22 protein-coding genes and 1 rRNA gene are annotated in these 25,618 nt (G+C 53.9%); 15 read left to right on the top strand and 8 right to left on the bottom strand.

Annotation, left to right across the window (positions count from 1 at the left end; genetic code table 11):
* From yhdP to csrD, 7 genes are all read right to left on the bottom strand, one after another.
* Entirely contained in the window at nucleotides 1-3,825 is a 3,825-nt protein-coding gene (yhdP, locus tag AC0IXH_RS20430; protein WP_471720904.1) for an AsmA2 domain-containing protein YhdP, read from the bottom strand.
* A gap of 19 nt (nucleotides 3,826-3,844) precedes the next feature.
* On the bottom strand, nucleotides 3,845-5,314 hold the full coding sequence (rng, locus tag AC0IXH_RS20425; RefSeq protein ID WP_053145081.1) for a ribonuclease G: 1,470 nt from the start codon (nucleotides 5,312-5,314) through the stop codon (nucleotides 3,845-3,847).
* Nucleotides 5,304-5,897 (bottom strand): Maf family protein, encoded by a 594-nt coding sequence (locus AC0IXH_RS20420; RefSeq protein ID WP_471720903.1) that lies wholly within the window; start codon nucleotides 5,895-5,897, stop codon nucleotides 5,304-5,306. Before AC0IXH_RS20420 ends, rng begins: the two co-directional genes overlap by 11 nt.
* A gap of 8 nt (nucleotides 5,898-5,905) precedes the next feature.
* On the bottom strand, nucleotides 5,906-6,394 hold the full coding sequence (gene mreD, locus AC0IXH_RS20415; RefSeq protein ID WP_013204085.1) for a rod shape-determining protein MreD: 489 nt from the start codon (nucleotides 6,392-6,394) through the stop codon (nucleotides 5,906-5,908).
* Entirely contained in the window at nucleotides 6,391-7,440 is a 1,050-nt protein-coding gene (gene mreC / locus AC0IXH_RS20410) for a rod shape-determining protein MreC (RefSeq protein ID WP_106381957.1), read from the bottom strand. The genes mreD and mreC overlap by 4 nt, the downstream gene beginning before the upstream one ends.
* 72 nt (nucleotides 7,441-7,512) lie before the next feature.
* Nucleotides 7,513-8,556, bottom strand: a complete 1,044-nt coding sequence (mreB, locus tag AC0IXH_RS20405) for a rod shape-determining protein MreB (protein ID WP_003855260.1) — start codon at nucleotides 8,554-8,556, stop codon at nucleotides 7,513-7,515.
* 314 nt (nucleotides 8,557-8,870) lie between these two features.
* Entirely contained in the window at nucleotides 8,871-10,820 is a 1,950-nt protein-coding gene (gene csrD / locus AC0IXH_RS20400; protein ID WP_346567248.1) for an RNase E specificity factor CsrD, read from the bottom strand.
* Between the two features lie 317 nt (nucleotides 10,821-11,137).
* On the opposite strand from csrD, the gene msrP reads away from it, so the two are divergent.
* The 15 genes from msrP (at nucleotide 11,138) to AC0IXH_RS20325 (ending at nucleotide 25,163) form a co-directional block, all read left to right on the top strand.
* Entirely contained in the window at nucleotides 11,138-12,142 is a 1,005-nt protein-coding gene (gene msrP / locus AC0IXH_RS20395; protein WP_346595939.1) for a protein-methionine-sulfoxide reductase catalytic subunit MsrP, read from the top strand.
* A gap of 2 nt (nucleotides 12,143-12,144) precedes the next feature.
* The gene (msrQ, locus tag AC0IXH_RS20390) at nucleotides 12,145-12,744 is read left to right on the top strand and encodes a protein-methionine-sulfoxide reductase heme-binding subunit MsrQ (RefSeq protein ID WP_053145092.1); all 600 of its coding nucleotides are present in this window, start codon (nucleotides 12,145-12,147) and stop codon (nucleotides 12,742-12,744) included.
* A gap of 240 nt (nucleotides 12,745-12,984) precedes the next feature.
* Nucleotides 12,985-13,437 carry a type II 3-dehydroquinate dehydratase gene (gene aroQ, locus AC0IXH_RS20385; RefSeq protein ID WP_346595941.1) on the top strand — a complete coding sequence of 151 codons (453 nt, stop codon included), beginning with the start codon at nucleotides 12,985-12,987 and terminating at the stop codon, nucleotides 13,435-13,437.
* Nucleotides 13,438-13,458: 21 nt separating this feature from the next.
* Complete coding sequence (gene accB / locus AC0IXH_RS20380) at nucleotides 13,459-13,929, top strand: acetyl-CoA carboxylase biotin carboxyl carrier protein (RefSeq protein ID WP_013204091.1); 471 nt, start codon at nucleotides 13,459-13,461, stop codon at nucleotides 13,927-13,929.
* Nucleotides 13,930-13,940: 11 nt separating this feature from the next.
* Entirely contained in the window at nucleotides 13,941-15,290 is a 1,350-nt protein-coding gene (accC, locus tag AC0IXH_RS20375; RefSeq protein ID WP_013204092.1) for an acetyl-CoA carboxylase biotin carboxylase subunit, read from the top strand.
* 72 nt (nucleotides 15,291-15,362) lie between these two features.
* The gene (locus AC0IXH_RS20370) at nucleotides 15,363-15,599 is read left to right on the top strand and encodes a YhdT family protein (RefSeq protein WP_346595942.1); all 237 of its coding nucleotides are present in this window, start codon (nucleotides 15,363-15,365) and stop codon (nucleotides 15,597-15,599) included.
* The gene (gene panF, locus AC0IXH_RS20365; protein WP_471720902.1) at nucleotides 15,596-17,047 is read left to right on the top strand and encodes a sodium/pantothenate symporter; all 1,452 of its coding nucleotides are present in this window, start codon (nucleotides 15,596-15,598) and stop codon (nucleotides 17,045-17,047) included. The genes AC0IXH_RS20370 and panF overlap by 4 nt, the downstream gene beginning before the upstream one ends.
* 15 nt (nucleotides 17,048-17,062) lie before the next feature.
* Nucleotides 17,063-17,944, top strand: coding sequence for a 50S ribosomal protein L11 methyltransferase (gene prmA / locus AC0IXH_RS20360; protein ID WP_013204095.1), 882 nt, complete (start codon nucleotides 17,063-17,065; stop codon nucleotides 17,942-17,944).
* 303 nt (nucleotides 17,945-18,247) lie between these two features.
* The gene (gene dusB, locus AC0IXH_RS20355) at nucleotides 18,248-19,213 is read left to right on the top strand and encodes a tRNA dihydrouridine synthase DusB (protein ID WP_013204096.1); all 966 of its coding nucleotides are present in this window, start codon (nucleotides 18,248-18,250) and stop codon (nucleotides 19,211-19,213) included.
* 24 nt (nucleotides 19,214-19,237) lie between these two features.
* Complete coding sequence (fis, locus tag AC0IXH_RS20350; protein ID WP_000462905.1) at nucleotides 19,238-19,534, top strand: DNA-binding transcriptional regulator Fis; 297 nt, start codon at nucleotides 19,238-19,240, stop codon at nucleotides 19,532-19,534.
* Nucleotides 19,535-19,735: 201 nt separating this feature from the next.
* The gene (gene lpxP / locus AC0IXH_RS20345; RefSeq protein ID WP_013204097.1) at nucleotides 19,736-20,656 is read left to right on the top strand and encodes a kdo(2)-lipid IV(A) palmitoleoyltransferase; all 921 of its coding nucleotides are present in this window, start codon (nucleotides 19,736-19,738) and stop codon (nucleotides 20,654-20,656) included.
* A gap of 348 nt (nucleotides 20,657-21,004) precedes the next feature.
* Nucleotides 21,005-22,030 (top strand): amino acid ABC transporter substrate-binding protein, encoded by a 1,026-nt coding sequence (locus AC0IXH_RS20340; protein WP_013204099.1) that lies wholly within the window; start codon nucleotides 21,005-21,007, stop codon nucleotides 22,028-22,030.
* Nucleotides 22,031-22,098: 68 nt separating this feature from the next.
* A complete protein-coding gene (locus AC0IXH_RS20335) occupies nucleotides 22,099-23,277 on the top strand; it encodes an amino acid ABC transporter permease (protein WP_013204100.1) in 1,179 nt (392 codons plus the stop codon).
* A gap of 15 nt (nucleotides 23,278-23,292) precedes the next feature.
* Nucleotides 23,293-24,393, top strand: coding sequence for an amino acid ABC transporter permease (locus AC0IXH_RS20330; RefSeq protein ID WP_013204101.1), 1,101 nt, complete (start codon nucleotides 23,293-23,295; stop codon nucleotides 24,391-24,393).
* A gap of 8 nt (nucleotides 24,394-24,401) precedes the next feature.
* Complete coding sequence (locus tag AC0IXH_RS20325; RefSeq protein ID WP_471720901.1) at nucleotides 24,402-25,163, top strand: amino acid ABC transporter ATP-binding protein; 762 nt, start codon at nucleotides 24,402-24,404, stop codon at nucleotides 25,161-25,163.
* Between the two features lie 338 nt (nucleotides 25,164-25,501).
* Here the strand turns inward: AC0IXH_RS20325 and rrf are convergent.
* Nucleotides 25,502-25,617, bottom strand: a 5S ribosomal RNA gene (gene rrf, locus AC0IXH_RS20320).
* Nucleotide 25,618: the final 1 nt, after the last annotated feature.

Raw genomic sequence — 25,618 nt, 5'->3', positions numbered from 1 at the left:
TCACTTCGCGCTCTTTTCAACGGGCTTACGCAGCACTTCGTCAATCTGCGGCTTATCGATCGAGCCGGAAATATGGTAGCGAAGCACCGAAATTTTGTTCCACAGCGGACCGAGCACTTTGCTGGCGGCAAACACCGCCGCACCGACAATCGGATTGACCGCAAACGCTGCAGCCACACCGACGGTCGCGGAGATCTCTGGTGCCACAACCGCTTCCATATCGATCTGGCGTTTCACCAGGTCCATTTTGCCCTTCATCGCAATGTCAGCTTCCAACCCGTCCACCAGCAAATTGTCGGTGTGCATCACGCCCTTTTCAATCCAGGCCGTTCCGCTGATCGAGTCGTAATAGAAGCCCTGACTGAAGGTATCGCTGAAATCCAGCCGCATTTTGCGCAGCAGCGCATCGAAGCTGACCAGCCGCAGGAGCTGTCCGGCTCTGCCGGTATTCACATCGGCAATTTCACCGGCACCGAAATGCGACTTCAGCACGCCGCTTAAGGTTGCTTCTGACGGCTGCCACGGAGCGGACTGCCAGTGAAGATCGTAATCGATATTGAACGGCGAATTCCGCAGTGGCGTATTCACCCCAAACCAGTTGGTGGCATCATTGATTTTTTTACCACTGAGCACGCCTTTTAAAGCCGTACGCTGGGCGCCAGGACGATTAACCCACTCGCCCTCGACTTTCAGCCGCGAGCTACCGGTATCAATCAGGCCATTTTTCAGGGTCAGCGTGTCGCTGGAATGGCTGACATCTGCCGCCATCCGGCCAAATTTCTGCCCGCGTATCCAGCATTCATCGCAGGTCAGTGCCAGCGCTGGCCAGCTGCTGAAATCAATCTTGCTGCTGTCGCCCGGCAGAGGAGAACCGCCTTCGGCGGAGGCCCATTCCGGATTGTAATAAAGGTAGTTGAGATGAGCAGCCCAGGGTGAGCGTTGGTTCATCTTCAACGTGCCGTTAATCTCTTTGCCCTTAGCCTGAATCTGCGTGTCTCCCGATACGGTCTCACTCAGCGTGGCTTCAAGATCGTGCCACAGCTGGCCACCCAGCGTCAGCGCTGGCGTGCGTAGGGTGATATTCCCCGGAATAAACGCCCGGCTTTTAGTGGCCTGCTGCGAAGACGATCCACCTGCCGTTTTGCCTGTGCTTTGGCTGTTGAACAGCGCCAGCCAGGCTTCGCCATCCAGCGGAGGCAGATTCAGGACCATGCCGTCCGCCTCGGGGAGGGGAGGCAGACCTTTGCTGTTGTTCTCCCAGATTCCACGATCGATCTTCAACTGCTTGCCAAAGAGCCACTGGCTATTGAAGTGGCGGTTGCTGCCGACAGAACCGCTGAGGTTGAAACTTTTGAGGTCACCCTTGGCGCTGACTTTAACCGGCATCGCCACATTCCGCTCTTTATCCAGCGGTGGAGGTAAGTGACTACTCACATTTTTCAGGTCACCGTCCAGCACAACCTGATAATTTGCGCTGCCAGCGTGCGGCAGATTGATCAGCACGTTGCTCTTCCAGCTGGCATCGCCGGTGAGCTTGTCACGGATCTGCGCAGGAACCACATCCATCTTGCCTGGCTGCCAATCCCCTTTAAGATCAACGCCAATCTGGTAGTTCTTGTCGCCCTCAAGGGTGTTGAAGCTGACGTCCATCGGCTGCCCGAACCAGTTGGCCGTCATCGGGTCACTCTTCAGATCGCCATTATCGTAGGTAAAGTGGCCAGTCAGCTGCTTGATGGTGCTATCAAGCGGCTTGATGTACAGCGTGTTGTCCTTCAGATTCACATCGCCGGTGGCCCGGACCAGCTCGCCATCGAGCGGAATATCCAAATGTAAGCGACCACTCACATCGCCGCCAATCTGCAGCTCATCAAGCGCGGCACCCAGTGACGGTTTCAATGGCGTCTGATTAAAGTAATCGCCAATCGCTTTGCCGGCACCGTTGATGTCAGCATCAATGATCAGCTTCTCTTTCAGATAATCCGGGATTACCGCCGAGATATTTCTGCCATCAACCTGCCCCAGTTTGGTGTGTTCGGCTTTCATAAACAGGCCGTCATTCACGAAGTCGAGGTTGATATCCAGATTTTGCAGATCCGGCCAGCCTGGCTGGAACTGGAAGGTTGATTGTTTCAGCGGCACCCAGACTTCAAACTGCCCGTCATTATGCTTGAACGGGAACAGTTGGGGGTTGCCGGCGAAAATCAGTGAGGCATTCTGCACCTGCCCGCCCTTAATGGCGCCGCTGAGGTAGTCCACCAGCGATTTGCCCATCAGCGGTTCAGGGAAGTAACGCCAGGCATCGCCGGCATCGGTCACATTGATGCCGGCCAGAATATCCAGTCGGGGCGCTTTGTCCTTCGGCTGGGCGTAGGTGAAGTCGCCTTTCGCCCACAGGGAACGCGCCTTCACATCTAACTGATGGCCTGCAAGGGTGAAGTGGTCGTTGGCGTACTGCCAGCTCAACGCCCCTATGGCATGTTCTATTTCAAGCGGTGCCCGGAACATCGAACCGTAAGGTAAGGTGGCGTTGTTGACGTTGAAATCGACCTGCCCGTTCGCCACCGCACCGCTCACCGATCCACTGAAATGCGCCATACCGGGCAGCAGTTCCCAGTGTTGCCAGCTGAGATCGCGCCATTTGGCCTGGAAACGGCTCTGTTCCGGTTGTTGGACAGGAATATCCACCGCCAGCGCTTCAATGCGGCCTTTAGGTTGCAACGCACGCCAGTTTTGCAGCAGTGTTGGGGTCAGTTTGGCAAACAGAGGTATCAGCGGATCCAGCCGTTCCAGATCCAGCTGCGTGGCGCGCACGCGGACTTCTTCGTTGTGATCCGGGCCAGGCAATACACCATTCTCAGGCTGCCACATACCCGACAGCTGGCCTTTCGGCCACGGGTGGCCGTCGGTCACCAGATTGGTCTGAGGGACCTCAATGCTCCAGCCGCTATTGAAGCGGGCAATGTGCGCGGTAACGTTATCGACGGTCAGATGATGCTGCTGTTGGTCGCCCTTCCAGCTCGCGCCGCCTTTTTTCAGCTGAATATCGCCATCATAGATTTCACCCTCTTTCAGGCTCATCCATGCCGCCAGACTGAATCGTGCACTGTCCAGGCTGGTATTGTCGCGCATCCACTGGCCTAACCAGGGTTTCACGTCAACATCATCCGCCTGCATCCACACCCGGCCGGTATCCAGATAGCCGTTACTGTCGCTCAGATCCAGCCGCACCTGAATTTCACCATGCTGACCGTTAAAACTGGACAGGCTGACCACGCCTTCCGCACGGTGACGGTTTTTCTCGTTTAGCCAGGTGAGCTGCGGAACATCCAGTCGCGCACGCTGACCGGAAAGGGTGACAAAGCTGATATGACTGTCGCGAAGATCGAAATGATCGAACTGACGAAGGAACAGATCGCTGAACTTACCCGGCTCCAGCTGCAGTTTCTCACCGTTGCCTGAGGTTAACGGCTGACTGGTGGCCAGATTCAGTTGGTAGAAGGTCAGATTGCGGAACTGCCAGCGCAGGTGCAGCATTGACTGCCAGATATCCAGCGCCAGCGTGATACGTTGGGCTTTTAAGTCATCACCTTCTTTCAGGCTGACGTGCAGATCGCGGATTTCCAGCACCGGGCCGAAGTTTTCCCAGGTGCCGTTCAGCGCACTGGCTTCCACCGGCATGCCGGCCACGGACGAAATTTTTTCCAGCAGCGGTTCTCGCCAGCTGTTCAGATGCGGCATCACCAGACGCAGCCCACTGACCATCAGCGCAACAATCACCACGATGGTTGCGCCAGTCAGTAGCAGGATCCCTGGTAATCTCCTCACACACTTCTCCTTGTGCTGGTCACATCATGATCACGTCAAACTGCTCCTGGGTATAGAGCGGTTCAACCTGGACTTTGACCTGCTTGCCAACGAAGATTTCTACTTCGGCCAGCGCGTGTGATTCTTCGGATTTGAGCGCTTCACCCACCGCAGGTGAGACGTATACCAGGAAGCGGTCCGAGTCATAAGCATGATGTACGCGAACAATTTCACGCATGATCTCATAACAGACCGTCTCCACGGTTTTCAGCGTGCCTCGTCCCTTACAGACCGGGCAATCCTGGCAAAGCACATGTTCAATACTTTCGCGGGTGCGCTTACGCGTCATCTCCACCAGCCCAAGCTGGGAGAAGCCATGGATACCGCTTTTTACCCGGTCTTTACTCAGACCCTGCTCAAGGGAATGCAGCACACGGCGTCGGTGATCTTCATTGGTCATATCGATAAAGTCGATGATGATAATGCCGCCGAGATTACGCAGACGTAACTGCCGGGCAATGGCATGCGTCGCTTCAATGTTGGTATTGAAGATGGTCTCATCAAGATTGCGATGCCCGACGAACGCGCCGGTATTGATGTCGATGGTGGTCATCGCTTCGGTTTGATCGATGATCAGATAGCCACCGGACTTCAGCTCCACTTTGCGATCCAGCGAACGTTGGATCTCATTCTCAACGTCAAACAGATCGAAGATCGGTTGCTTGCCGGTATACAGTTCCAGTTTGGCGGTCATCTCCGGGATATATTCGCCGGTAAACTCCACCAGGTGCTCGTAGGTCAGACGTGAGTCAATGCGGATCCGGTCGAGCGCTGCACCGGCAAAATCACGCAGGATGCGCTGGGATAAGGCCACTTCGCCATACAGGCGGCAGCGCGTCTGGTTGCGTTTTCTGCGCTCAATCACCTTGGTCCACAGGCGTTTCAGAAATGCCGCGTCAGACGCCAGCTCAACCTCACCCACGCCTTCAGCCGCCGTGCGGATGATGTAACCACCCAGCTCGTCACAGTAAGCAGACACCACCTTTTTAAGACGGTCGCGCTCGGCTTCACTTTCAATGCGCTGAGACACCCCCACGTGAGAGGCGCCAGGCATAAACACCAGATAGCGTGATGGCAGAGTGATGTCTGTGGTCAGGCGTGCACCTTTGGTGCCCAGGGGATCTTTCACCACCTGAACCACCAGGTCCTGCCCCTGCCGGACCAGCTCGGAGATGTCGCGCACTGAGAAGTTTTTCTGTTCATCTCCGGCGACGCATTCCGTGTGCGGCATGATGTCAGAGGCATGCAGGAAGGCGGCCTTTTCCAGACCGATGTCGACAAAAGCGGCCTGCATGCCGGGCAACACACGGCTGACGCGCCCTTTATAAATATTGCCCACAATCCCACGGCGCGCTTCGCGCTCGATATGGATTTCCTGCAGGATGCCGCCATCAATATAGGCTACACGCGTTTCCGAAGGGGTGATATTTACCAGCAGTTCAGCGGTCATGTTGTTCCCTTACCTCACGCAGTGACTGAAAATGGCTGAGTAACTCAGCGGTTTCAACCAACGGCAACCCGACCACTGCGTGATAGCTTCCATTAATTTTGCGAACAAAATTGCCTCCCAACCCCTGAATGCCATAGGCTCCAGCTTTATCCATCGGTTCACCGCTGGCAATGTAGGCGGCAATTTCCTCAGCGGTTAAGGTGCGAAAAGTGACGTCGGTGACCACCAGACAGTCCAGGATGCTCGCGTTATCTGCCAGCGCAACGGCGGTCAGTACCTGATGCGTCTGACCAGACAGTTTAGTCAGTATTTTGGCGGCGTCAGCCTGATCTTCAGGTTTTTCCAGCACCTCACCGTTCAGCACCACAATGGTGTCTGCGCCAAGCACCGGCAGATCCCGTTCTGCCACGGCAACACCGGCCTGAGCTTTTTCACAGGCGAGACGGCGAACGTAGGCTTCAGCCTGCTCGTCCGGGCGTTTCAGTTCTTCAACTTGAGTAGAGAGGCGTTCAAAGCGCAGGCCAAGCTGCGTGAGCAGCTCGCGACGACGGGGAGAACCAGAGGCCAGATAAAGGGATACCATAATCGTCCTTATTGTACGGCAAACTGGCGGCGTATTTTTCTCATCAACAAGAACAGCCAGGGCCAGAGGATACCGTCTACTACGCTACTCCAGAAAATTTCCGGTCGGAATGAGACGTTTATCACTAAAAATTCAGCCCAAAATACAATGACATCCATTGCCAGCGACAGCACCATGACCATCAGCGCCTGCTGCCAGAGCGCGAGGTTACGGAACAGTTGGAATTTGAACGCCACCAGATAAGCCACGATGCTGAAAGCCAGAGCACGAACGCCCAGCGTCGAGCCAGAGATAAGATCCATTATAGAACCCATCACAAAGCCCGTGCCGACATTCACACGATGAGGCAGAGCCAACACCCAGTAAATCAGGATCAGAAGAAGCCATGACGGCCTGAACATAAAGAACTGTTCAGGCCACGGCATAATTTGTAATACCAGTGCGACCAGGAACGACAACCAGATAACCCAACGCCCATGGCTGCGATAACTGCTCAAGGCTGGCCTCCGCGGGCAGCAGGCGCGGCCTGACGACCCGCAGAAGAAGGCGAGGCAGGAACAGCGGTTTGACCGGAAGCAGCGGGAACGGATCCCGCAGGTTGCCCCGGTGCGGGCGGTCCCATCAGTTCATTCGCGGCAGGCAGAACCTGCGGCATCATCTGCATCAGTCGCTCATTGGCCACCCGGTGCACTTCATTCGGTGCCATTGGCATCGTGCCATTACGATCGGCGCCCCAAAGCAGCAACAGATAGCGCAGACGCTGCAAACCTGCGGTAGGTCGGGCCTGGATCACGGTGTAAGCGCGCTGGGTATCAAGCTTGACGGAAGAGACCACGCCAACAGGATAGCCTTCAGGGAAACGGCCGCCCAGTCCGGAGGTCACTAACACATCGCCAACGCGAATGTCGGTGTTACCTGGCAGGTGTTCCAGCTGCAAGTCTTCAGTACAGCCGTTGCCCGCCGCGATCACCCGTATATCGTTACGCAGTACCTGAATAGGCAAGGCATGGGACGAGTCACAGATCAGCATCACCCGGCTGGTGATTTTGCCCACGGCAACCACCTGCCCGACCACACCTTTATCACTGATCACCGGCTGGCCTTCGTAAACGCCGTTCACGCTGCCTTTATCAATCACCACCTGGTCGGTGTAGGGATCGGTACCGGTGGAGATCACCTGAGTGACCATCTTGTGCTCGTCCTGACGCAGAGGGGAACCCAACAGTTCGCGGAGACGGGCATTTTCCTGCTTAAACTGACCCAGCATCAGCAATTCGCTGTTCTTGAGCATCAGTTCGCGCTGTAAGCCTTTGTTTTCCAGTTCGAGCTGCTGGCGAGAGGCCAGTGTTTCAGAAACACTGTCCAGAATTTGACGTGGCCCGTTGGCCAGAAAATAGAATGGGCTGACCGCCGTATCCATATAGGTGCGTATCTGGCTGAAAGCGCCCATACGACTGTCGGCGACAATCACGCCTATAGCCACAATAACCGCTAAAAATAAGCGTAACTGCAGGGAAGGTCCCCTGCTGAAGATCGGCTTCATAAACTCGGCGTATTCCTCGACATCTTAAAAAAGGAGTGCAGGACAGAGCGTACCTACACTCCTTAAAGCAAATTATTCTTCGCTGAACAAATCGCCGCCGTGCATGTCGATCATTTCCAACGCTTTACCGCCACCGCGAGCAACGCAGGTCAGCGGATCTTCTGCCACCACGACCGGAATACCGGTTTCTTCCATCAGCAGACGATCGAGGTTACGCAGCAATGCGCCACCACCGGTCAGAACCATACCGCGTTCAGAGATGTCGGATGCCAGTTCTGGCGGACACTGTTCCAGCGCAACCATCACCGCGCTAACGATACCGGTCAGCGGCTCCTGAAGCGCTTCCAGGATTTCATTGGAGTTCAGCGTGAAGCCACGCGGCACACCTTCTGCCAGGTTACGACCACGGACTTCAATTTCACGCACTTCATCGCCCGGATAAGCAGAGCCGATTTCATGCTTGATACGTTCAGCGGTCGCTTCACCAATCAGTGAACCGTAGTTACGGCGCACATAATTAATGATCGCTTCATCAAAGCGATCGCCACCGATACGGACGGAAGAAGAGTACACCACGCCGTTCAGCGAGATAACCGCCACTTCTGTTGTACCGCCACCGATATCCACAACCATTGAACCGGTTGCTTCAGACACCGGCAGGCCGGCACCGATTGCCGCAGCCATAGGCTCTTCAATCAGGAACACTTCACGTGCTCCTGCGCCCTGGGCGGATTCGCGGATTGCGCGACGCTCAACCTGCGTCGCGCCGACAGGCACACACACCAGCACGCGCGGACTTGGGCGCATGAAGCTGTTGCTGTGAACCTGCTTGATAAAGTGTTGCAGCATTTTTTCGGTAACGAAGAAATCGGCGATGACGCCGTCTTTCATTGGCCGAATAGCAGCGATATTGCCGGGGGTACGACCCAGCATCTGTTTTGCATCATGACCGACTGCCGCAACGCTTTTAGGGGAACCGGCACGATCCTGACGGATGGCAACGACGGAGGGTTCGTTCAGAACGATACCCTGCCCTTTCACGTAGATCAGGGTATTGGCTGTACCCAAGTCGATGGACAAGTCGTTGGAAAACATGCCACGGAATTTTTTAAACATACTAAAGGATAATCCTGCAAGCTGGGGGCGGAAAATAAAATCCGCTTACTTTACCAACCACACGAAGCAGCGACAAGGCGCAAAAATAGTCTACTTCGGTGAAAAATCACGCTATCTCACGCAAGGGCCACACCCTGAAGTCGCGTTGCGAACCACAAGCCTGATGTCAGGCTAATGCGCTCAGAATTCAGGGCTGACAGACGGACATAACGTACATAAAATTTAACATTCTTTGGGTCACTGGCTGACCAGATCTCCCATGCCGGCACCACAGCCGCGCGGGTATTCTACGTGAAATCCAGCACAACGGCAGATTAAACTTGATATCTTTGCGAATATTTTTTTACGCCGGTGTTTAGCGGCTGCGACGGCGCGATGAAATCGCCCTGACCACCCGCCACACCTAGCTCCGCAAGGATTTGCCACTCGCCTCTGGTGCGGACACCCGCCGCGAAAACCTGGGTAGAAGTCCTGGTACAGCTCTCCAGAAGACTCCTGACAAACAGCTGATTCTCTGTGCGACGCTCGATGTTTCTTACCAGGGCAGGATGCAGCTTGATCAGCTCCACCTCAAACTGCCTGATATAAGCCGTACTGACCACCGTCAGGCCCGCCTGATTAATCGCAATTCGACAGCCAAAACCCTTTAACAATCGAAACGCAGAACCCAAACGGCTGATGTGTTGACACACATCTGCTTCTGCAAGTTCAAATAAAATGTGGTTTCTTTGCAATTTAGTGCATTGCAGCAGCATATCCCTGAGCCAAATCTGAAAAGGACGCTGCATAAGGGCATCAACCGTCAGCGGAATGGCGAAGGTTTCCTCTGGCCAAATCGGCAACAGCGACAGGATGCGGGTGACTAACTGACGGTCGTATCCTTCGGCCATACCTAACTGCTGAACGAAAGGCAGATACTCGGCTGAGAGCAGCTCCTTCTCGCCATCATAGATACGCGGCATCATTTCCCGATGATGAACGGTCCCATCAAGGGTCACTGCGGGTTTCAGATACAGTCTTGGGCCGCCACGGTGCAGGGTATTTTCCAGCAGCGTGCGCCATTTAACGCTGCCGCGGGTGAACTCTTGCTGCGGCGCTTCACCCACCGACCAGTTGTTGCCACCCAGTAAAGCGGCATGTCGGGTAGCCAGTTCAACGTTTTCCATTACCTGCTGCGTTTCCTGCCCGCTGTGCCAGGCGCTGATACCGATGTGGATAATATCCTCGCGATCCAACATTCGCGTCGGCGGCAGCGCATCCACGGCATGGATGAGCTGGGAAGCAATGCTGTCGGCATCTTTCAGGCTGCGGTGAGGAAGGAGAACGGCAAAATCACTGCGGAAATAGCGCGCCAGCAAGGCGCCGGGATAACGCATCACAAAAGTCGATAACAGGTTCACCAGCGCAAACAGATAGTCTTTGGTCTGGTTATGTCCCCAGTTATCCCGCAGCGTGTCAAAGTCCGGCAGGCGGATCATCATTACCATGCCGTGCGTGCCACCGGTTTCGGTGTCCTCCAGCATGGTCGCCAGTTGGTTATCAAAGAACAGGCGATTGTTCAGCCCGGTGGTCGCGTCCTGCGCGGCAAACGTCCGGATTAAGGTATCAATGCGCGTGCGCTGCTCGCCCGCTTCCTGCAGGTCTGCCAGCAGTAAATCGATGGCGCTGCTGGCCTTGGGTGGCCACTCCTGTACCGTCCCCGCCCTTACCGTGCCTCTCTCTCCTTTAATCACCTTGCCGGCTCTGACCTCAAGCCGCTCCATGCCCTGAAGCTGCCGGTTAAGCCAGCGATGCGTCACGATCAGCAGCGTGGTCATGATCGCCACTATCGCGATGACCACGCTAAGAATGAAGGCGCCGATAAACGATTTCAGCCAGGTTTCGGTTGAATCGACCCACTGAACATGGAGGCGGTAACCCGGATGTTTTGGCAGCGGAAGGACGGTGTCGCGATACTGGTTTTGTTCATCATCCAGTACCGGATCCTGATGATGCACGAGGGTTAACCGGGTTTGATCACCTTGCATCAGCTCGGTGCGAACAATTTGCAGTGGCCCCATCACTTTGCTTAGCCACTGAGCAACCTGTTCGGGTGACTCACTTTGCAGCGCGGTATCCACATCGCCAGCCATCAGTTCAAGCCGGTGTTCACTTCTCTGCGTGCTGAGGTAAAAAAAACTCATAATGCAGCCCACCAGCATCAGTAACATCGCCAGTGCGCTCAGTAAGGTGATCATCGTCGAAAGTTTGGTGGTTAATCGCATCCCTGTGCCCATCACTGCGGATAAAGTAACGCATTTCGCGCCCTGAACCCGTGCCGAATAAATGTATGACTCTCAGCTGCCCAAAATCAGACCGCCACTGAAAGTACCATATCCTGGCGGGCGTTGACCTGGCGGATGTCAGATTAATGACCCGCCCTGCGAGTATACGTGTCTCCGCGTTTGCCTGACGTTTCACCGTTCATTTTCGGGTGATTCTCATTCCAGGAAATTTCACATTTTTCGTCCTTTATTCGCGCAAAGCCGACTCTTTGGTCATGCTAACAGGAAGAGAAGAACGAGCCTGTGGAGGCCGCCTGATGAAGCCCTTTGATAAACTTACCGAACGCGATGTTACCCCCGAGAGCATTTTTAACGCCCGTCGCCGCGAGTTGCTGAAAACGCTGGGTATTAGCGCGGCGGCGTTATCGCTGCCCTCTGCGGCTCACGCCGACGTCTTATCCTGGTTTAAAGGCAACGACCGCCCTAAAGCGCCTTCTGGAAAACCCCTGGACTTCAGCAAACCCGCTCAGTATCAGGCCAATTTAGCCCTGACGCCGGAAGATAAAGTCACCGGCTACAACAACTATTACGAGTTTGGCCTCGATAAGGCCGATCCTGCGGCTAACGCCGGAACGCTAAAAACCGACGACTGGAAAATTGAAATCGGCGGTGAAGTCGCGAAACCCCTGACGCTATCCATGGACGATATTTTCAAACGCTTCCCGCTTGAACAGCGTATTTACCGGATGCGTTGTGTTGAAGCCTGGTCGATGGTCGTGCCCTGGATCGGTTTTGAATTGGGCAAATTGCTGAAAGCAGCCGAACCCACCAGCAATGCGCGTTATGTGGCGTTCCAGACCATCTATGCACCGGATGAGATGCCGGGCCAGAAGGATCGGTTTATTGGCGGCGGTATCGACTATCCCTATGTTGAAGGATTGCGCCTTGATGAGGCGATGCATCCTCTGACGATGCTGACCACCGGCGTATACGGTAAAGCGCTGCCCCCGCAAAATGGTGCACCTGTTCGGCTGACCGTGCCGTGGAAATACGGTTTTAAAGGCATAAAATCGATTGTCAAAATCACCCTGGTCAAAAATATGCCGCCAACCACCTGGAATCAGCTCGCCTCAAACGAGTATGGTTTTTACGGCAATGTGAACCCGCATGTGGATCACCCTCGCTGGTCGCAGGCGACAGAGCGTTTTATCGGTTCAGGTGGCATTCTCGATGTCAAACGCCAGCCTACCTTGCTGTTTAACGGCTATGCGGATCAGGTTGCTTCTTTATACCGTGGGTTGGATCTGCGGGAGAATTTCTAGTGATGCGTATCACCGCCAGGCAAATTACCGGCTTAAAAGTGATCCTGCACCTTGCGGGTTTTCTTCCTTTACTCTGGTTGCTTCTCTCCATCGATCAGGGCTGGTTCAGCGCCGATCCGGCGAAAGACATACAACATTTTACCGGCAGAATGGCGTTGAAGTTCCTGCTGGGCTCGCTGCTGATCACCCCGCTGGCGCGCTACGGTAAGCAACCGCTGTTGATCCGTGTGCGCCGCCTGCTGGGCCTGTGGTGTTTTGCCTGGGCAACACTGCACCTGGTAAGCTATTCGGTGCTGGAGCTGGGCATCAGCAATCTCGGCCTGCTGGGCTCTGAACTGATCTCCCGACCTTACCTGACGCTGGGCATTATCAGCTGGTTAATCCTCTTATCTCTGGCCCTGACGTCGTTTCAGAAAGCGCAGCGCAAGCTGGGCAGACGCTGGCAAACCCTGCATAACGGCGTTTACCTGGTGCTGATCCTCGCACCCATTCATTACTTGTGGTCGGTGAAGACTTTCAGTCCCCAACCGTGGATTTATGCGCTAATTGCAGCGATCTTGCTGGCATGGCGCTACAAAAAATTCCGCCAGTGGTTTCGTTAAAAACCCGCTTAAGACTGTGTGCCACTCCGCATATCTGGCATTAAACCGCCTGGCGTTTTTGCCAGGTGGTTGATAATCTTCGCTGATACGACCAGTATTTAGCTGCGAATTGCCACGAAATCGTTATAATGCCCGACTTCAAACTTGCGAACCGACCTAATTTCATCTGGAATGGTGACAAATGGCGTTTCGCGTTGTATTTTGTGCGATGCCTCAATTATCGCAGGAGATAGCAGCAAGATGACGGATAAGTTTCACATACTGCTTTTAAACGGTCCCAATCTTAACCTTCTCGGCACACGTGAGCCTGAGAAGTACGGTAAAACGACCCTGGCAGAGATTGTAAGTGACCTTACCACGCAAGCTGATGCGCTCAACGTGAAGATGAGCCATCTCCAGTCCAATGCGGAACACGCGTTAATTGACCGCATTCATGAGGCGAAAGGCAGTGTCGATTATATCGTCATTAACCCGGCGGCATTCACCCATACCAGCGTAGCGCTTCGGGATGCCCTGCTGGCAGTCAGCATCCCATTCATTGAAGTGCACCTGTCGAATGTGCATGCTCGCGAGCCTTTCCGTCATCATTCATATCTTTCTGATATTGCTGCCGGCGTAATCTGTGGACTTGGTGTCGACGGTTATTCCTGGGCTTTGCAGACGGCGGTTAAACGCCTGTCACAATCTAATTAAACAGAGTACGGAACCACACTCATGGATATTCGTAAGATTAAAAAACTGATCGAACTGGTTGAAGAATCAGGCATTTCTGAACTGGAAATTTCTGAAGGTGAAGAGTCTGTTCGCATCAGTCGCGCACCGGCCAACACGGGCTACCCAATGATGCAGCACTATGCTGCACCGATGATGCAGCAGCAGCCTGCGCTGGCTAACGCCGTCGCACCTGCAACTGCACCAGCGATGGAAGCTCCGGCTGCAGCCGAGATCAGTGGCCACATCGTACGTTCACCAATGGTGGGCACTTTCTACCGTACCCCAAGCCCGGACGCTAAAGCGTTTGTGGAAGTGGGTCAGAAAGTTAACGCTGGCGACACTCTGTGCATCGTTGAAGCGATGAAAATGATGAACCAGATCGAAGCCGATAAGTCCGGCGTAGTAAAAGCGATCCTGGTTGAAAGCGGCCAACCCGTTGAATTTGACGAGCCGCTGGTAGTCATCGAATAACGAGGCGAACCATGCTGGATAAAATTGTAATAGCTAACCGTGGTGAAATCGCGCTGCGCATTCTGCGTGCCTGTAAAGAGCTGGGCATTAAGACTGTTGCCGTGCATTCAACCGCGGACCGCGATTTGAAACACGTACTGCTGGCAGATGAGACCGTCTGTATTGGTCCTGCGCAGTCCGTAAAAAGCTACCTGAACATCCCTGCCCTGATCTCTGCTGCAGAGATCACCGGTGCGGTGGCAATCCATCCCGGCTACGGCTTCCTGTCCGAGAATGCGGACTTTGCTGAGCAGGTTGAGCGTTCAGGCTTCATCTTTATCGGCCCGAAAGCTGAAACCATTCGCCTGATGGGTGACAAAGTTTCTGCAATCAATGCGATGAAGAAAGCTGGCGTACCTTGCGTACCTGGCTCTGACGGCCCGCTGACTGAAGACATGGATAAGAACCGTGCCTTCGGTAAGCAAATCGGCTACCCGGTAATCATCAAAGCTTCTGGCGGCGGTGGTGGTCGTGGTATGCGCGTTGTGCGTCATGAAAAAGATCTGGAACAGTCCATTAATATGACCCGTGCTGAAGCCAAAGCGGCTTTCAACAACGATATGGTCTATATGGAAAAATACCTGGAAAACCCACGCCACATCGAAATTCAGGTGTTGGCGGACGGTCAGGGCCACGCCGTTTATCTGGCTGAACGTGACTGCTCCATGCAGCGCCGCCACCAGAAAGTGGTGGAAGAGGCTCCAGCACCCGGTATCACTGAAGAGATGCGTCGCTTTATCGGCGATCGTTGCTCTAAAGCCTGTATCGAAATCGGTTACCGTGGCGCAGGGACTTTCGAGTTCCTGTACGAAAACGGCGAGTTCTACTTCATCGAGATGAACACCCGTATCCAGGTAGAACACCCGGTTACCGAGATGATCACCGGTGTTGACCTGATCAAAGAGCAGCTGCGTATTGCTGCCGGTCAGCCTTTGTCGATCAAACAGGAAGACGTGGTGATCCGTGGCCATGCGGTAGAATGCCGTATCAACGCCGAAGATCCGAACACCTTCCTGCCAAGCCCAGGCAAGATCACCCGCTTCCATGCACCAGGTGGTTTTGGCGTGCGTTGGGAATCGCATATCTACGCTGGCTACACTGTGCCGCCGTACTATGACTCCATGATCGGTAAACTGATCACTTACGGTGAAACCCGTGATGTGGCAATCGCCCGCATGAAAAACGCGTTGGCTGAGCTGATCATCGACGGCATTAAAGTGAACGTTGAGCTGCAGATGAAGATCATGTCTGACGAAAACTTCCAGCACGGTGGAACCAATATCCACTATCTGGAGAAAAAACTCGGCCTTCAGGAAACCTGATTAGCCTGATGTTTTGAAAAAAAGGCCGGTCTGACCGGCCTTTTTCTTTGCATTTTTAAGGTGAGGAGAGAGATGGACAAGCGCTTCGTTCAGGCTCATCGCGAGGCTCGCTGGTCATTCTGGCTGGCTGTCGCCTATCTTATTGCCTGGTCGCTGATGGCCTGGCTACCGGATGATATACAAGGCATTACCGGGCTACCACACTGGTTTGAAATGGCCTGTCTGCTGGTTCCTGCGCTATTTATCCTGCTGTGCTGGCTGATGGTCAGGCTGGTATTTCGTGACATTCCTCTGGAAGATGAAAAGTGAAACTTCAAATCATCCTGCCGCTTATTGCCTATCTGCTGCTGGTCGCCGGCCTCTCTGTGTATGCCATGCGTAAGCGCCGTGAAGGCAGCTTTCTGACTGAATATTTCCTCGGTAGCCGATCGATGGGCGGCTTTGTGCTGGCCATGACCATGGCGACGACATACATCAGTGCCAGTTCGTTTATTGGCGGACCCGGTGCGGCCTATAAATATGGGCTGGGTTGGGTACTGCTGTCGATGGTACAGGTCCCCGCCGTCTGGCTTTCGCTGGGCGTATTGGGGAAAAAATTCGCTATCCTCGCCCGACGTTACAACGCGGTTACCCTCAACGATATGCTTTATGCCCGTTATCGCAGTCCGTTACTGGTGTGGTTCGCCAGCCTCAGCCTGCTGATCGCCTTTATTGGTGCCATGACCGTGCAATTTGTCGGTGGTGCGCGGCTATTGGAAACCGCCGCAGGCATTCCCTACGATAGCGGATTGCTGATTTTTGGTGGCACCATCGCGCTGTACACCGCTTTTGGCGGCTTCAGGGCCAGCGTGCTGAATGATGCCATGCAAGGTGTGGTGATGCTGGCAGGCACCTTCCTGCTGCTGTTTGCGGTGATCCATGCCGCTGGCGGGATGCACAGTGCCGTCGATAAGCTTCAGCATATTGATCCCCAGCTGGTGTCCGCCAGTGGCGTTGACCATATTCTCAGCCCGACCTTCCTGGCGTCGTTTTCGGTGCTGGTCTGTTTCGGCGTGATCGGCCTGCCGCATACCGCGGTGCGCTGCATCTCCTATAAAGACAGCAAGGCGGTCCACCGCGGGATCATTATTGGCACCATCGTGGTCACGATTCTGATGTTTGGCATGCATCTGGCGGGCGCGCTTGGACGGGCGGTGATGCCTGACCTGGCAATCCCGGACCAGGTGATCCCAACGCTGATGATCCACGTTCTGCCGCCCGTCGCTGCCGGGATCTTCCTGGCGGCACCGATGGCGGCGATCATGTCGACCATCAACGCGCAACTGCTGCAATCATCGGCGACGATCGTCAAAGATCTCTATTTGCGCCTCTATCCACAGCAGATGGACAATGAGCCGCTGCTGAAGAAGATGTCAGGCGTGATCACGCTGTTGCTTGGCCTGCTGCTGCTGCTGGCCGCGTGGAATCCACCTGAAATGATCATCTGGCTCAATCTGCTGGCCTTTGGTGGGCTTGAAGCGGTCTTCCTCTGGCCGCTGGTCCTCGGGTTATACTGGGAAAAAGCCAATGCCACTGGCGCGCTCAGTAGCATGATTATGGGTGCGGGTTGTTATACGCTGCTGGCCAGTTTTTCGCTGCAGCCATGGGGATTCCACCCGATCGTGCCCTCACTGATCCTGAGTCTGATTGCCTTTGTCGTTGGAAACCGTTTTGGCCATGCCGCTGCCCCGTCAGCGCAGGCTTCCACCCCTATTTGAATAAAGAGAATTGCCATGCCCTGGATACAGATGAAAATTAATACCACCGGCGCTCAGGCTGAAGAGCTGGGCGATGCGCTGATCGAGAACGGGGCTGTCTCGGTCACGTTTCAGGACACGCATGACAACCCGGTGTTCGAGCCCTTACCCGGCGAAACGCTGCTGTGGGGCGATACCGATGCGATCGGCTTATTTGATGCTGAAACCGATATGGATCTGGTAGTGATTGGCTTAGAAGCCTGTCCTCTGCTGGGCAGCGGCTTCGCCCACAAAATTGAACAGATCGAAGATAAAGACTGGGAACGTGAGTGGATGGTCAACTTCCATCCGATGCGTTTTGGTCAGCGTCTGTGGATCTGCCCAAGCTGGCGCGACGTGCCGGACCCGGAGGCGGTAAACGTGATGCTCGATCCTGGCCTGGCTTTCGGTACGGGTACGCATCCTACCACTTCAATGTGCCTGACCTGGCTTGATGGTCTGGATCTGCAAGGCAAAACGGTGATCGACTTTGGCTGCGGTTCCGGCATTCTGGCGATCGCCGCACTGAAGCTGGGTGCCGCCAGCGCGATAGGGATCGATATCGATCCTCAGGCGATCCAGGCTAGCCGTGACAACGCTGAACGTAATGGCGTCTCTGATCGCCTCTCGCTGTATCTGCCGCATGAGCAGCCAGATAATCTGAGTGCCGATGTGGTGGTGGCTAACATCCTTGCAGGCCCCTTACGCGAGCTGGCACCGCTGATTAGCGTCCTGCCGGTGAAGGGCGGCTCTCTGGGTCTGTCAGGCGTACTGGCAAGCCAGGCTGAAAGTGTTTGTGAAGCCTATCAGGAGCTGTTCATCCTTGATCCGGTAGCAGAAAAAGAAGAGTGGTGTCGGATTACGGGCATCAAAGCCTGAGATGTTAACAAAAGGTGAGATCGTCTGGTTTTGATGATTTCATCCGTCACATGTCTCGTTATCCGGGGCATGTGATGCCTTTTATCTGGCTGTTTAGCCTATAAAAAAAGAAAAATATTTGTTCGTAATTTAATCGCTTTTTATTAAGCTATTGAATTTAATCACTAAAATAATTTACCCCTAACGGATATCTCTACCAGCACCCCGTAAGCCGGTGGATTGTTCAAAGTTTGGCCTTTCATCTTCGACAGAAAATGCGTAATATACGCCGCCTTGCGGACACACTATGGTCACTTTTATTTCATGCGCATTGGAAACCACCAGCTTCGTAATCGTCTGATTGCCGCGCCAATGGCCGGGATAACCGACAGACCGTTCCGGACCCTTTGTTATGCAATGGGCGCTGGTATGACCGTTTCCGAGATGATGTCGTCTAACCCTGAAGTCTGGGCGACGGACAAATCCCGGTTGCGCATGGTTCACAGTGATGAGCCCGGTATTCGTACCGTGCAAATTGCAGGTTGTGACCCTCATGAGATGGCTGAAGCAGCGCGTATCAACGCTTTATCTGGCGCGCAGGTGATTGACATCAACATGGGATGTCCAGCCAAAAAGGTGAATCGCAAACTGGCGGGCTCTGCCCTGCTGCAACACCCTGAGCTGGTGAAGTCTATCCTGCTGGCGGTGGTTGATGCAGTGGACGTTCCCGTTACGTTGAAGATTCGCACTGGCTGGGATCCAGACAACCGTAATTGTGTTGAAATTGCCCAATTGGCTGAACGCTGCGGTATTCAGGCCCTGACCATCCACGGACGCACTCGCGCGTGTTTGTTCAACGGCGAAGCTGAATATGACAGCATTCGGACAGTTAAGCAGAATGTCTCCATTCCCGTTATCGCGAATGGCGACATCACTGACCCGCATAAAGCCAGAGCCGTGCTCGACTATACGGGGGCTGATGCCCTGATGATAGGACGTGCGGCTCAGGGAAGACCTTGGATCTTCCGGGAAATCCAGCATTATCTGGACACTGGGGAGCTGCTGGCACCGATGCCACTAGCTGAAGTAAAGCGCTTGCTCATCGGGCACCTACGGGAACTGCACGACTTTTATGGTCACCGCAAGGGATACCGTATTGCCCGGAAGCACGTCTCCTGGTATCTCCAGGAGCATGCCCCAAACGACCAGTTTCGGCGCACATTCAACGCCATAGAGGATGCCAGCGAACAGCTGGAGGCGTTGGAAGCATACTTCGAAAATCTTGCCTAATAGAAATAAAGAGCTGACAGAACTATGTTCGAACAACGCGTAAATTCTGACGTACTGACCGTATCTACCGTAAACTCACAGGATCAGGTGACTCAAAAGCCACTGCGTGATTCGGTCAAACAGGCACTGAAGAACTATTTTGCTCAACTGAATGGTCAGGATGTGAATGACCTGTATGAGCTGGTTTTGGCTGAAGTAGAACAGCCATTGTTGGACATGGTGATGCAATACACCCGTGGCAACCAGACCCGTGCGGCCCTGATGATGGGCATCAACCGTGGTACGCTGCGTAAGAAACTGAAAAAATACGGCATGAACTAAGTTTCGGTTCATTGTGTTGGAGGCGCTACCATTCGTTAGCGCCTTTTTTATTGCCTTTTTTCAGGCCCAGAATTATCCGGATCGTGTAAAGTACACCTTTCTGGCTCAACTTCCTGTCCGTGATGTTGTCGAAGTTTTTGTATCGCTGATGATTTGCGTCTCTATGCGCTACATACCCTATGCACGCTTAAAGAGAGAATTATGAAGTCTTCCCCCCGTTTCACCCGCCGCTTACTGCACCCACGTTACTGGATAACCTGGATCGGACTGGGAATTCTGTTTTTGCTGGTTCAGCTCCCTTTTCCTCTGCTGGAAAAACTGGGCACCTGGATGGGCCGGACCTCGATGCGGTTCCTCAAGCGCCGGATTCGCATTACCCGCCGCAATCTGGAGCTGTGTTTCCCTGAGATGCCTGCCGATCAGCTTGAACAGCACATCGTGAAGAATTTTGAATCACTGGGTATGGGATTACTGGAAACCGGCATGGCCTGGTTCTGGTCGGATCGCCGGGTGAAGCGCTGGTTTACCGTTGAGGGCCTGGATAACCTGAAGGCCGCGCAGGTAGGTGGACGAGGTGCGCTGATCATTGGCGTTCACTTTATGTCTCTTGAGCTGGGAGGCCGTACGATGGGCCTGTGTCAGCCAATGATGGCCATGTACCGCCCGCACAACAATAAACTGATGGAATGGGTTCAGACTAAAGGTCGTATGCGCTCTAACAAAGCGATGATCAACCGTCGTGACCTGCGTGGCATGGTGAATGCCTTGAAACAAGGCGAAGCCGTATGGTTTGCTCCCGATCAGGATTATGGTCCTAAAGGCAGCGTATTCGCGCCGCTGTTCGCCGTTCCTCAGGCCGCGACGACCAGCGGTACCTGGATGATTGCCCGCATGGCTAAACCAGCCATGCTCACCGTTGTCCTGATCCGCAATGATGATGGCAGCGGCTATAAGCTGGTGATCCAGCCTGAGCTGAAAGATTACCCTGTCGCGGATGAGCAGCAGGCTGCGGCGTATATGAATCAGGTGATTGAACACGAAATCATGCGTGCGCCCTATCAGTATCTGTGGCTCCATCGCCGCTTCAAAACCCGTCCTGAGGGTGCCAGCTCCCTTTATTAAATCTCTTTCTCCCTTCTTTTCAGAACCAGCTCACATTCTGTGAGCTGGCTTCGCCGAATTCATTACAATCTCGTAACATAAAGTACGCTTTTGCTCACATTGCTTCCATATAGTGAAACGCGATGCACCATTTGTGACCAATCCACCTGTTTTTGCCCACCCGTAGTGCGCGATATTAAGCAAACTTTCTGGATGCTTCTAATTATTAGCAAACCTTTCCAACAAATTCAGGGCTCTGCAATTTTGGCATTACCTTTGCAGTGTCGTGGATGGCTTCGGCCACAGACAGGAAAAGTGCACCACAGCGTGCGTTAAACATAATAATGATTTCGCCACACAGGATGCTTTATGAAAAAAATGATGCTCTCCACTTTGGTTGCCGCTGCAGCGCTGTTTGCAGTTGCGAATCAGGCTCACGCCGGCACCACCCTGGATGCCATTAAGAAGAAAGGTTTCATTCAATGCGGTATCAGTGATGGTCTGCCTGGCTTCTCGTTTGCAGACGCCAGTGGCAAATTTAGCGGTATCGATGTGGACGTATGCCGTGCAGCAGCTGCCGCCGTGTTTGGCGATGCAACCAAAGTGAAATACACCCCATTGACTGCAAAAGAACGTTTCACTGCTCTGCAGTCTGGTGAAGTAGACATCCTGTCTCGTAACACAACCTGGACCTCTGCGCGCGATGGCGGCATGGGCTTCATTTTCGCTGGCGTAAACTATTATGACGGCATCGGCTTCCTGACCCACCAGAAAGCAGGGCTGAAGAGCGCGAAAGAGCTTGATGGCGCAACCGTTTGCATTCAGGCCGGTACAGATACCGAACTGAACGTGGCTGACTACTTCAAAGCCAACAACATGCAGTACACCCCGGTAACCTTCGACCGTTCTGACGAATCAGCGAAAGCGCTGGATACCGGTCGTTGCGATACGCTGGCATCCGACCAGTCTCAGCTGTATGCACTGCGTATCAAGCTGGGCAAACCAAACGAATTTATCGTGCTGCCAGAAGTGATCTCTAAAGAACCGCTGGGACCGGTTGTCCGTCGTGGCGATGATGACTGGTTCACCATCGTCAAATGGTCTCTGTACGCCATGCTGAATGCCGAAGAGATGGGCATCACCTCTGCAAACGTTGATCAGCTGGCCGCTAAACCTACCAACCCAGATATGGCTCACCTGCTGGGCTCAGAAGGTGATTTCGGTAAAGACCTGAAGCTTGATAACAAATGGGCTTACAACATCGTTAAGCAGGTTGGTAACTATCAGGAAGTCTTTGACCGTAACGTCGGTAAAGACAGCCAGTTGAAAATTGCCCGTGGCCAGAACGCCCTCTGGAACAAAGGCGGCATCCAGTACGCACCACCAGTACGTTAATTCCCACCGTTTACAGGGCACCGGCTTGCCGGTGCCTTAGTCAGAATTTTCGTCACTGAGGTTTCAACATGTCTCAACGCCCAACCGTAAAAAGGGATTTTTCATTCAGTAATCCTGCGGTGCGCGCCTGGCTGTACCAGATCATTGCGATTGTCGTTGTTCTGGGTGTGGCGGGGTATCTGGTTCACAATACCGTCATTAACCTCGCAAGCCGCGGCATTACCTCCGGTTTTGGTTTCCTGGAACGTAGCGCTGGCTTTGGTATCGTTCAACACCTGATCGATTACAGCGAAGGTGATACCTATGCCCGGGTGTTTCTCGTTGGCTTAACCAACACTTTGCTGGTCTCTGCTCTTTGTATTGTCTTTGCCTCGCTCCTCGGCTTCTTTATTGGCCTTTCACGCTTATCCGACAACTGGCTGCTGCGGAAAATCTCGACGATCTATATCGAGACCTTCCGTAATATCCCGCCATTGTTGCAGATCTTCTTTTGGTACTTTGCCGTCTTACGCAACCTTCCGGGACCGCGTCAGGCAGCCAGTGCGTTTGATTTAGCCTTTGTCAGTAATCGGGGTCTCTATATTCCATGGCCACAGTACGCAGTGGGTACCTGGCCGTTTGTCATTGCGCTGTTGGTGGCGGTAGCAGGCACTGTTGCTCTGTTCCGCTACAACCGCACCTATCAGTTGAAAACCGGGCAGCTTCGCCGTACCTGGCCTGCCAGCGTGGCGATGGTGATTATCTTCCCGGTTATTGCGCATCTGACGTTTGGTGCCGCTATGCACTGGGACATTCCTCAACTTCGCGGCTTTAACTTCCGTGGCGGGTTTGCCCTGATCCCTGAGCTGGCAGCCTTAACGCTGGCCCTGTCGATCTATACCTCAACCTTTATCGCTGAAGTTATCCGCTCCGGCATCCAGTCCGTACCGTATGGTCAGCACGAAGCGGCACGTTCACTGGGGATACCGAATCCGGTTACGCTGCGCCAGGTCATCATTCCTCAGGCCATGCGCGTGATAATCCCGCCATTGACCAGCCAGTATCTGAATATCGTGAAAAACTCCTCGCTCGCCGCAGCGATTGGCTATCCCGATATGGTTTCGCTGTTTGCAGGAACGGTGTTGAATCAGACTGGCCAGGCTATCGAGACTATCGCCATCACCATGGGTGTCTACCTGGTCATCAGCCTGCTGATTTCGCTGTTAATGAACATCTATAACCGCAAAATCCGCCTGATTGAGCGTTAAGAGAACGGGATCAATATGACTTTAGCTACTCACGAAACCCCGCCCGTCCCGACGAATGCTTTTTCCCGCACCGTTAGTTGGGCAAGAAAAAATCTGTTCTCCAGCTGGGGAAACTCTCTGCTGACCCTGTTTTGCATTTGGGTTATCTGGACGGTGATCCCGCCGGCGCTTAACTGGCTGGTCTTCCAGGCTAACTGGATTGGTACCACCCGCGCAGACTGTACTAAGGATGGCGCTTGCTGGGTGTTTATCCATGCCCGCTTTGGCCAGTTTATGTATGGGTTATATCCGCATGAACTGCGCTGGCGTATCAACCTGGCTCTGGTGATTGGCCTGCTTTCAATTCTGCCGATGTTCCTCAAAAGCATGCCGCGCCGTGGCCTGTACATCGCCGTTTGGGCGGTGGTTTATCCGATTGCTGTCTGGGTGCTGCTGTATGGCGGTTTCTTTGGACTTGAGCGGGTAGAGACGCGTCAGTGGGGCGGATTAACGCTGACGCTGATTATTGCCTCCATCGGCATCGCCGGTGCCCTGCCGTTGGGGATTTTACTGGCTCTGGCAAGACGTTCCTCGATGCCGGTAGTGCGTGCCCTTTCAGTCATTTTTATCGAATTTTGGCGCGGCGTGCCGCTGATCACCGTGTTGTTTATGTCTTCGGTGATGCTGCCGCTGTTTATGTCAGAGGGCAACAGCATTGATAAGCTGATCCGTGCGCTGGTCGGCGTGATCCTGTTCCAGTCAGCGTATGTTGCAGAAGTGGTTCGTGGTGGATTACAGGCGCTACCAAAAGGCCAGACTGAAGCCGCAGAGTCACTGGCGCTGGGCTACTGGAAGACACAGGGTCTGGTGATCCTGCCGCAGGCGTTAAAACTGGTGATCCCGGGTCTGGTGAACACCATCATTGCCCTGTTCAAAGATACCAGCCTGGTGATTATCATCGGTCTGTTTGACCTGTTCAGTAGCGTACAGCAAGCGACCGTCGACCCCGCGTGGTTGGGGATGTCGACTGAAGGCTATGTCTTTGCTGCACTGGTCTACTGGATTTTCTGTTTTAGCATGTCGCGCTATAGCCAGTATCTGGAGAAGCGTTTTCACACCGGGCGTACACCGCACTGAGGCTTAAAATGACCCAACCTATGAAACAATCCGACGACGCGATGATGATTACGCTCGAAAACGTGAACAAATGGTACGGCCAGTTTCACGTACTGAAAGATATCAACCTGCACGTTAAGCCGCGCGAGCGCATCGTGCTTTGCGGCCCTTCGGGTTCCGGTAAATCAACGACCATTCGTTGTATTAACCATCTCGAAGAGCATCAGCAGGGACGTATTGTGGTTGATGGTATTCATCTCAATGACGATCTCCGCAATATTGAACGTGTGCGGACAGAAGTGGGGATGGTATTCCAACACTTTAATCTGTTCCCGCATCTGACTGTTTTGCAGAACTGCACGCTGGCGCCGCTTTGGGTGCGTAAAACGCCGAAGAAAGAAGCTGAGGCACTGGCCATGCACTATCTGGAACGTGTTCGCATTTCAGAGCACGCCCATAAGTTTCCTGGACAGCTTTCCGGTGGGCAGCAGCAGCGCGTGGCGATCGCACGATCGCTGTGTATGAAACCGAAAATCATGCTGTTTGATGAACCGACATCGGCACTGGATCCAGAGATGGTGAAAGAGGTGCTGGATACCATGATTGGTCTGGCTGAAGATGGTATGACAATGTTGTGTGTCACGCACGAGATGGGCTTTGCCCGTACCGTGGCTGACAGGGTGATCTTTATGGATCGTGGTGAGATCGTTGAGCAAGCGCCACCGCAAGAGTTCTTCTCCAATCCGAAGTCAGAACGTACCCGCGCGTTTCTTTCTCAGGTTATTCATTGAGTTAAGCACTGTTAAGTAGCCAACTGTGTTAAACGCCCTGCCCACAGGCAGGGCTTTTTTATGCCCGCAGTGAGGGTATGGCCTATCAGGTAGGTGATTAGCATTGAGGGCGTGAGACGATTCTGGGTCCAGTGATAACTGGATTAAATATGGCGTCGTGCGGCAGCACGGCGTCTTTTTTTGTCTGGTTTTTGGGGTGGTTTGGAATTTTAGTGGCGGGTTTCGGCCGTTATCAGGCGGGCCTGGGGAATCCGGGAGCCGTTTTGAGGCGGGTTTTGCCTTCTCACGCACACAAAAAAGCCCCATGCTTTCGCATGAGGCTTGTCTGCTTAATTGATGCCTGGCAGTTCCCTACTCTCGCATGGGGAGACCCCACACTACCATCGGCGCTACGGCGTTTCACTTCTGAGTTCGGCATGGGGTCAGGTGGGACCACCGCGCTAAAGCCGCCAGGC

The organism is Erwinia sp. AC075 (assembly GCF_979253995.1).
This window is presented reverse-complemented; position numbering and strand designations above follow the sequence as displayed.

Bases quoted from the DNA above. Each gene is read 5' to 3' on its own strand.
- rng (WP_053145081.1), bottom strand. From the start codon at position 5,314: ATGACCGCTGAACTGCTGGTAAATATCACCCCTTCGGAAACGCGTGTA.
- AC0IXH_RS20420 (WP_471720903.1), bottom strand. From the start codon at position 5,897: ATGGTATCCCTTTATCTGGCCTCTGGTTCTCCCCGTCGTCGCGAGCTG.
- mreC (WP_106381957.1), bottom strand. From the start codon at position 7,440: ATGAAGCCGATCTTCAGCAGGGGACCTTCCCTGCAGTTACGCTTATTT.
- mreB (WP_003855260.1), bottom strand. From the start codon at position 8,556: ATGTTTAAAAAATTCCGTGGCATGTTTTCCAACGACTTGTCCATCGAC.
- csrD (WP_346567248.1), bottom strand. From the start codon at position 10,820: ATGCGATTAACCACCAAACTTTCGACGATGATCACCTTACTGAGCGCA.
- msrP (WP_346595939.1), top strand. From the start codon at position 11,138: ATGAAGCCCTTTGATAAACTTACCGAACGCGATGTTACCCCCGAGAGC.
- msrQ (WP_053145092.1), top strand. From the start codon at position 12,145: ATGCGTATCACCGCCAGGCAAATTACCGGCTTAAAAGTGATCCTGCAC.
- aroQ (WP_346595941.1), top strand. From the start codon at position 12,985: ATGACGGATAAGTTTCACATACTGCTTTTAAACGGTCCCAATCTTAAC.
- accB (WP_013204091.1), top strand. From the start codon at position 13,459: ATGGATATTCGTAAGATTAAAAAACTGATCGAACTGGTTGAAGAATCA.
- accC (WP_013204092.1), top strand. From the start codon at position 13,941: ATGCTGGATAAAATTGTAATAGCTAACCGTGGTGAAATCGCGCTGCGC.
- AC0IXH_RS20370 (WP_346595942.1), top strand. From the start codon at position 15,363: ATGGACAAGCGCTTCGTTCAGGCTCATCGCGAGGCTCGCTGGTCATTC.
- prmA (WP_013204095.1), top strand. From the start codon at position 17,063: ATGCCCTGGATACAGATGAAAATTAATACCACCGGCGCTCAGGCTGAA.
- dusB (WP_013204096.1), top strand. From the start codon at position 18,248: ATGCGCATTGGAAACCACCAGCTTCGTAATCGTCTGATTGCCGCGCCA.
- fis (WP_000462905.1), top strand. From the start codon at position 19,238: ATGTTCGAACAACGCGTAAATTCTGACGTACTGACCGTATCTACCGTA.
- lpxP (WP_013204097.1), top strand. From the start codon at position 19,736: ATGAAGTCTTCCCCCCGTTTCACCCGCCGCTTACTGCACCCACGTTAC.
- AC0IXH_RS20340 (WP_013204099.1), top strand. From the start codon at position 21,005: ATGAAAAAAATGATGCTCTCCACTTTGGTTGCCGCTGCAGCGCTGTTT.
- AC0IXH_RS20335 (WP_013204100.1), top strand. From the start codon at position 22,099: ATGTCTCAACGCCCAACCGTAAAAAGGGATTTTTCATTCAGTAATCCT.
- AC0IXH_RS20330 (WP_013204101.1), top strand. From the start codon at position 23,293: ATGACTTTAGCTACTCACGAAACCCCGCCCGTCCCGACGAATGCTTTT.
- AC0IXH_RS20325 (WP_471720901.1), top strand. From the start codon at position 24,402: ATGACCCAACCTATGAAACAATCCGACGACGCGATGATGATTACGCTC.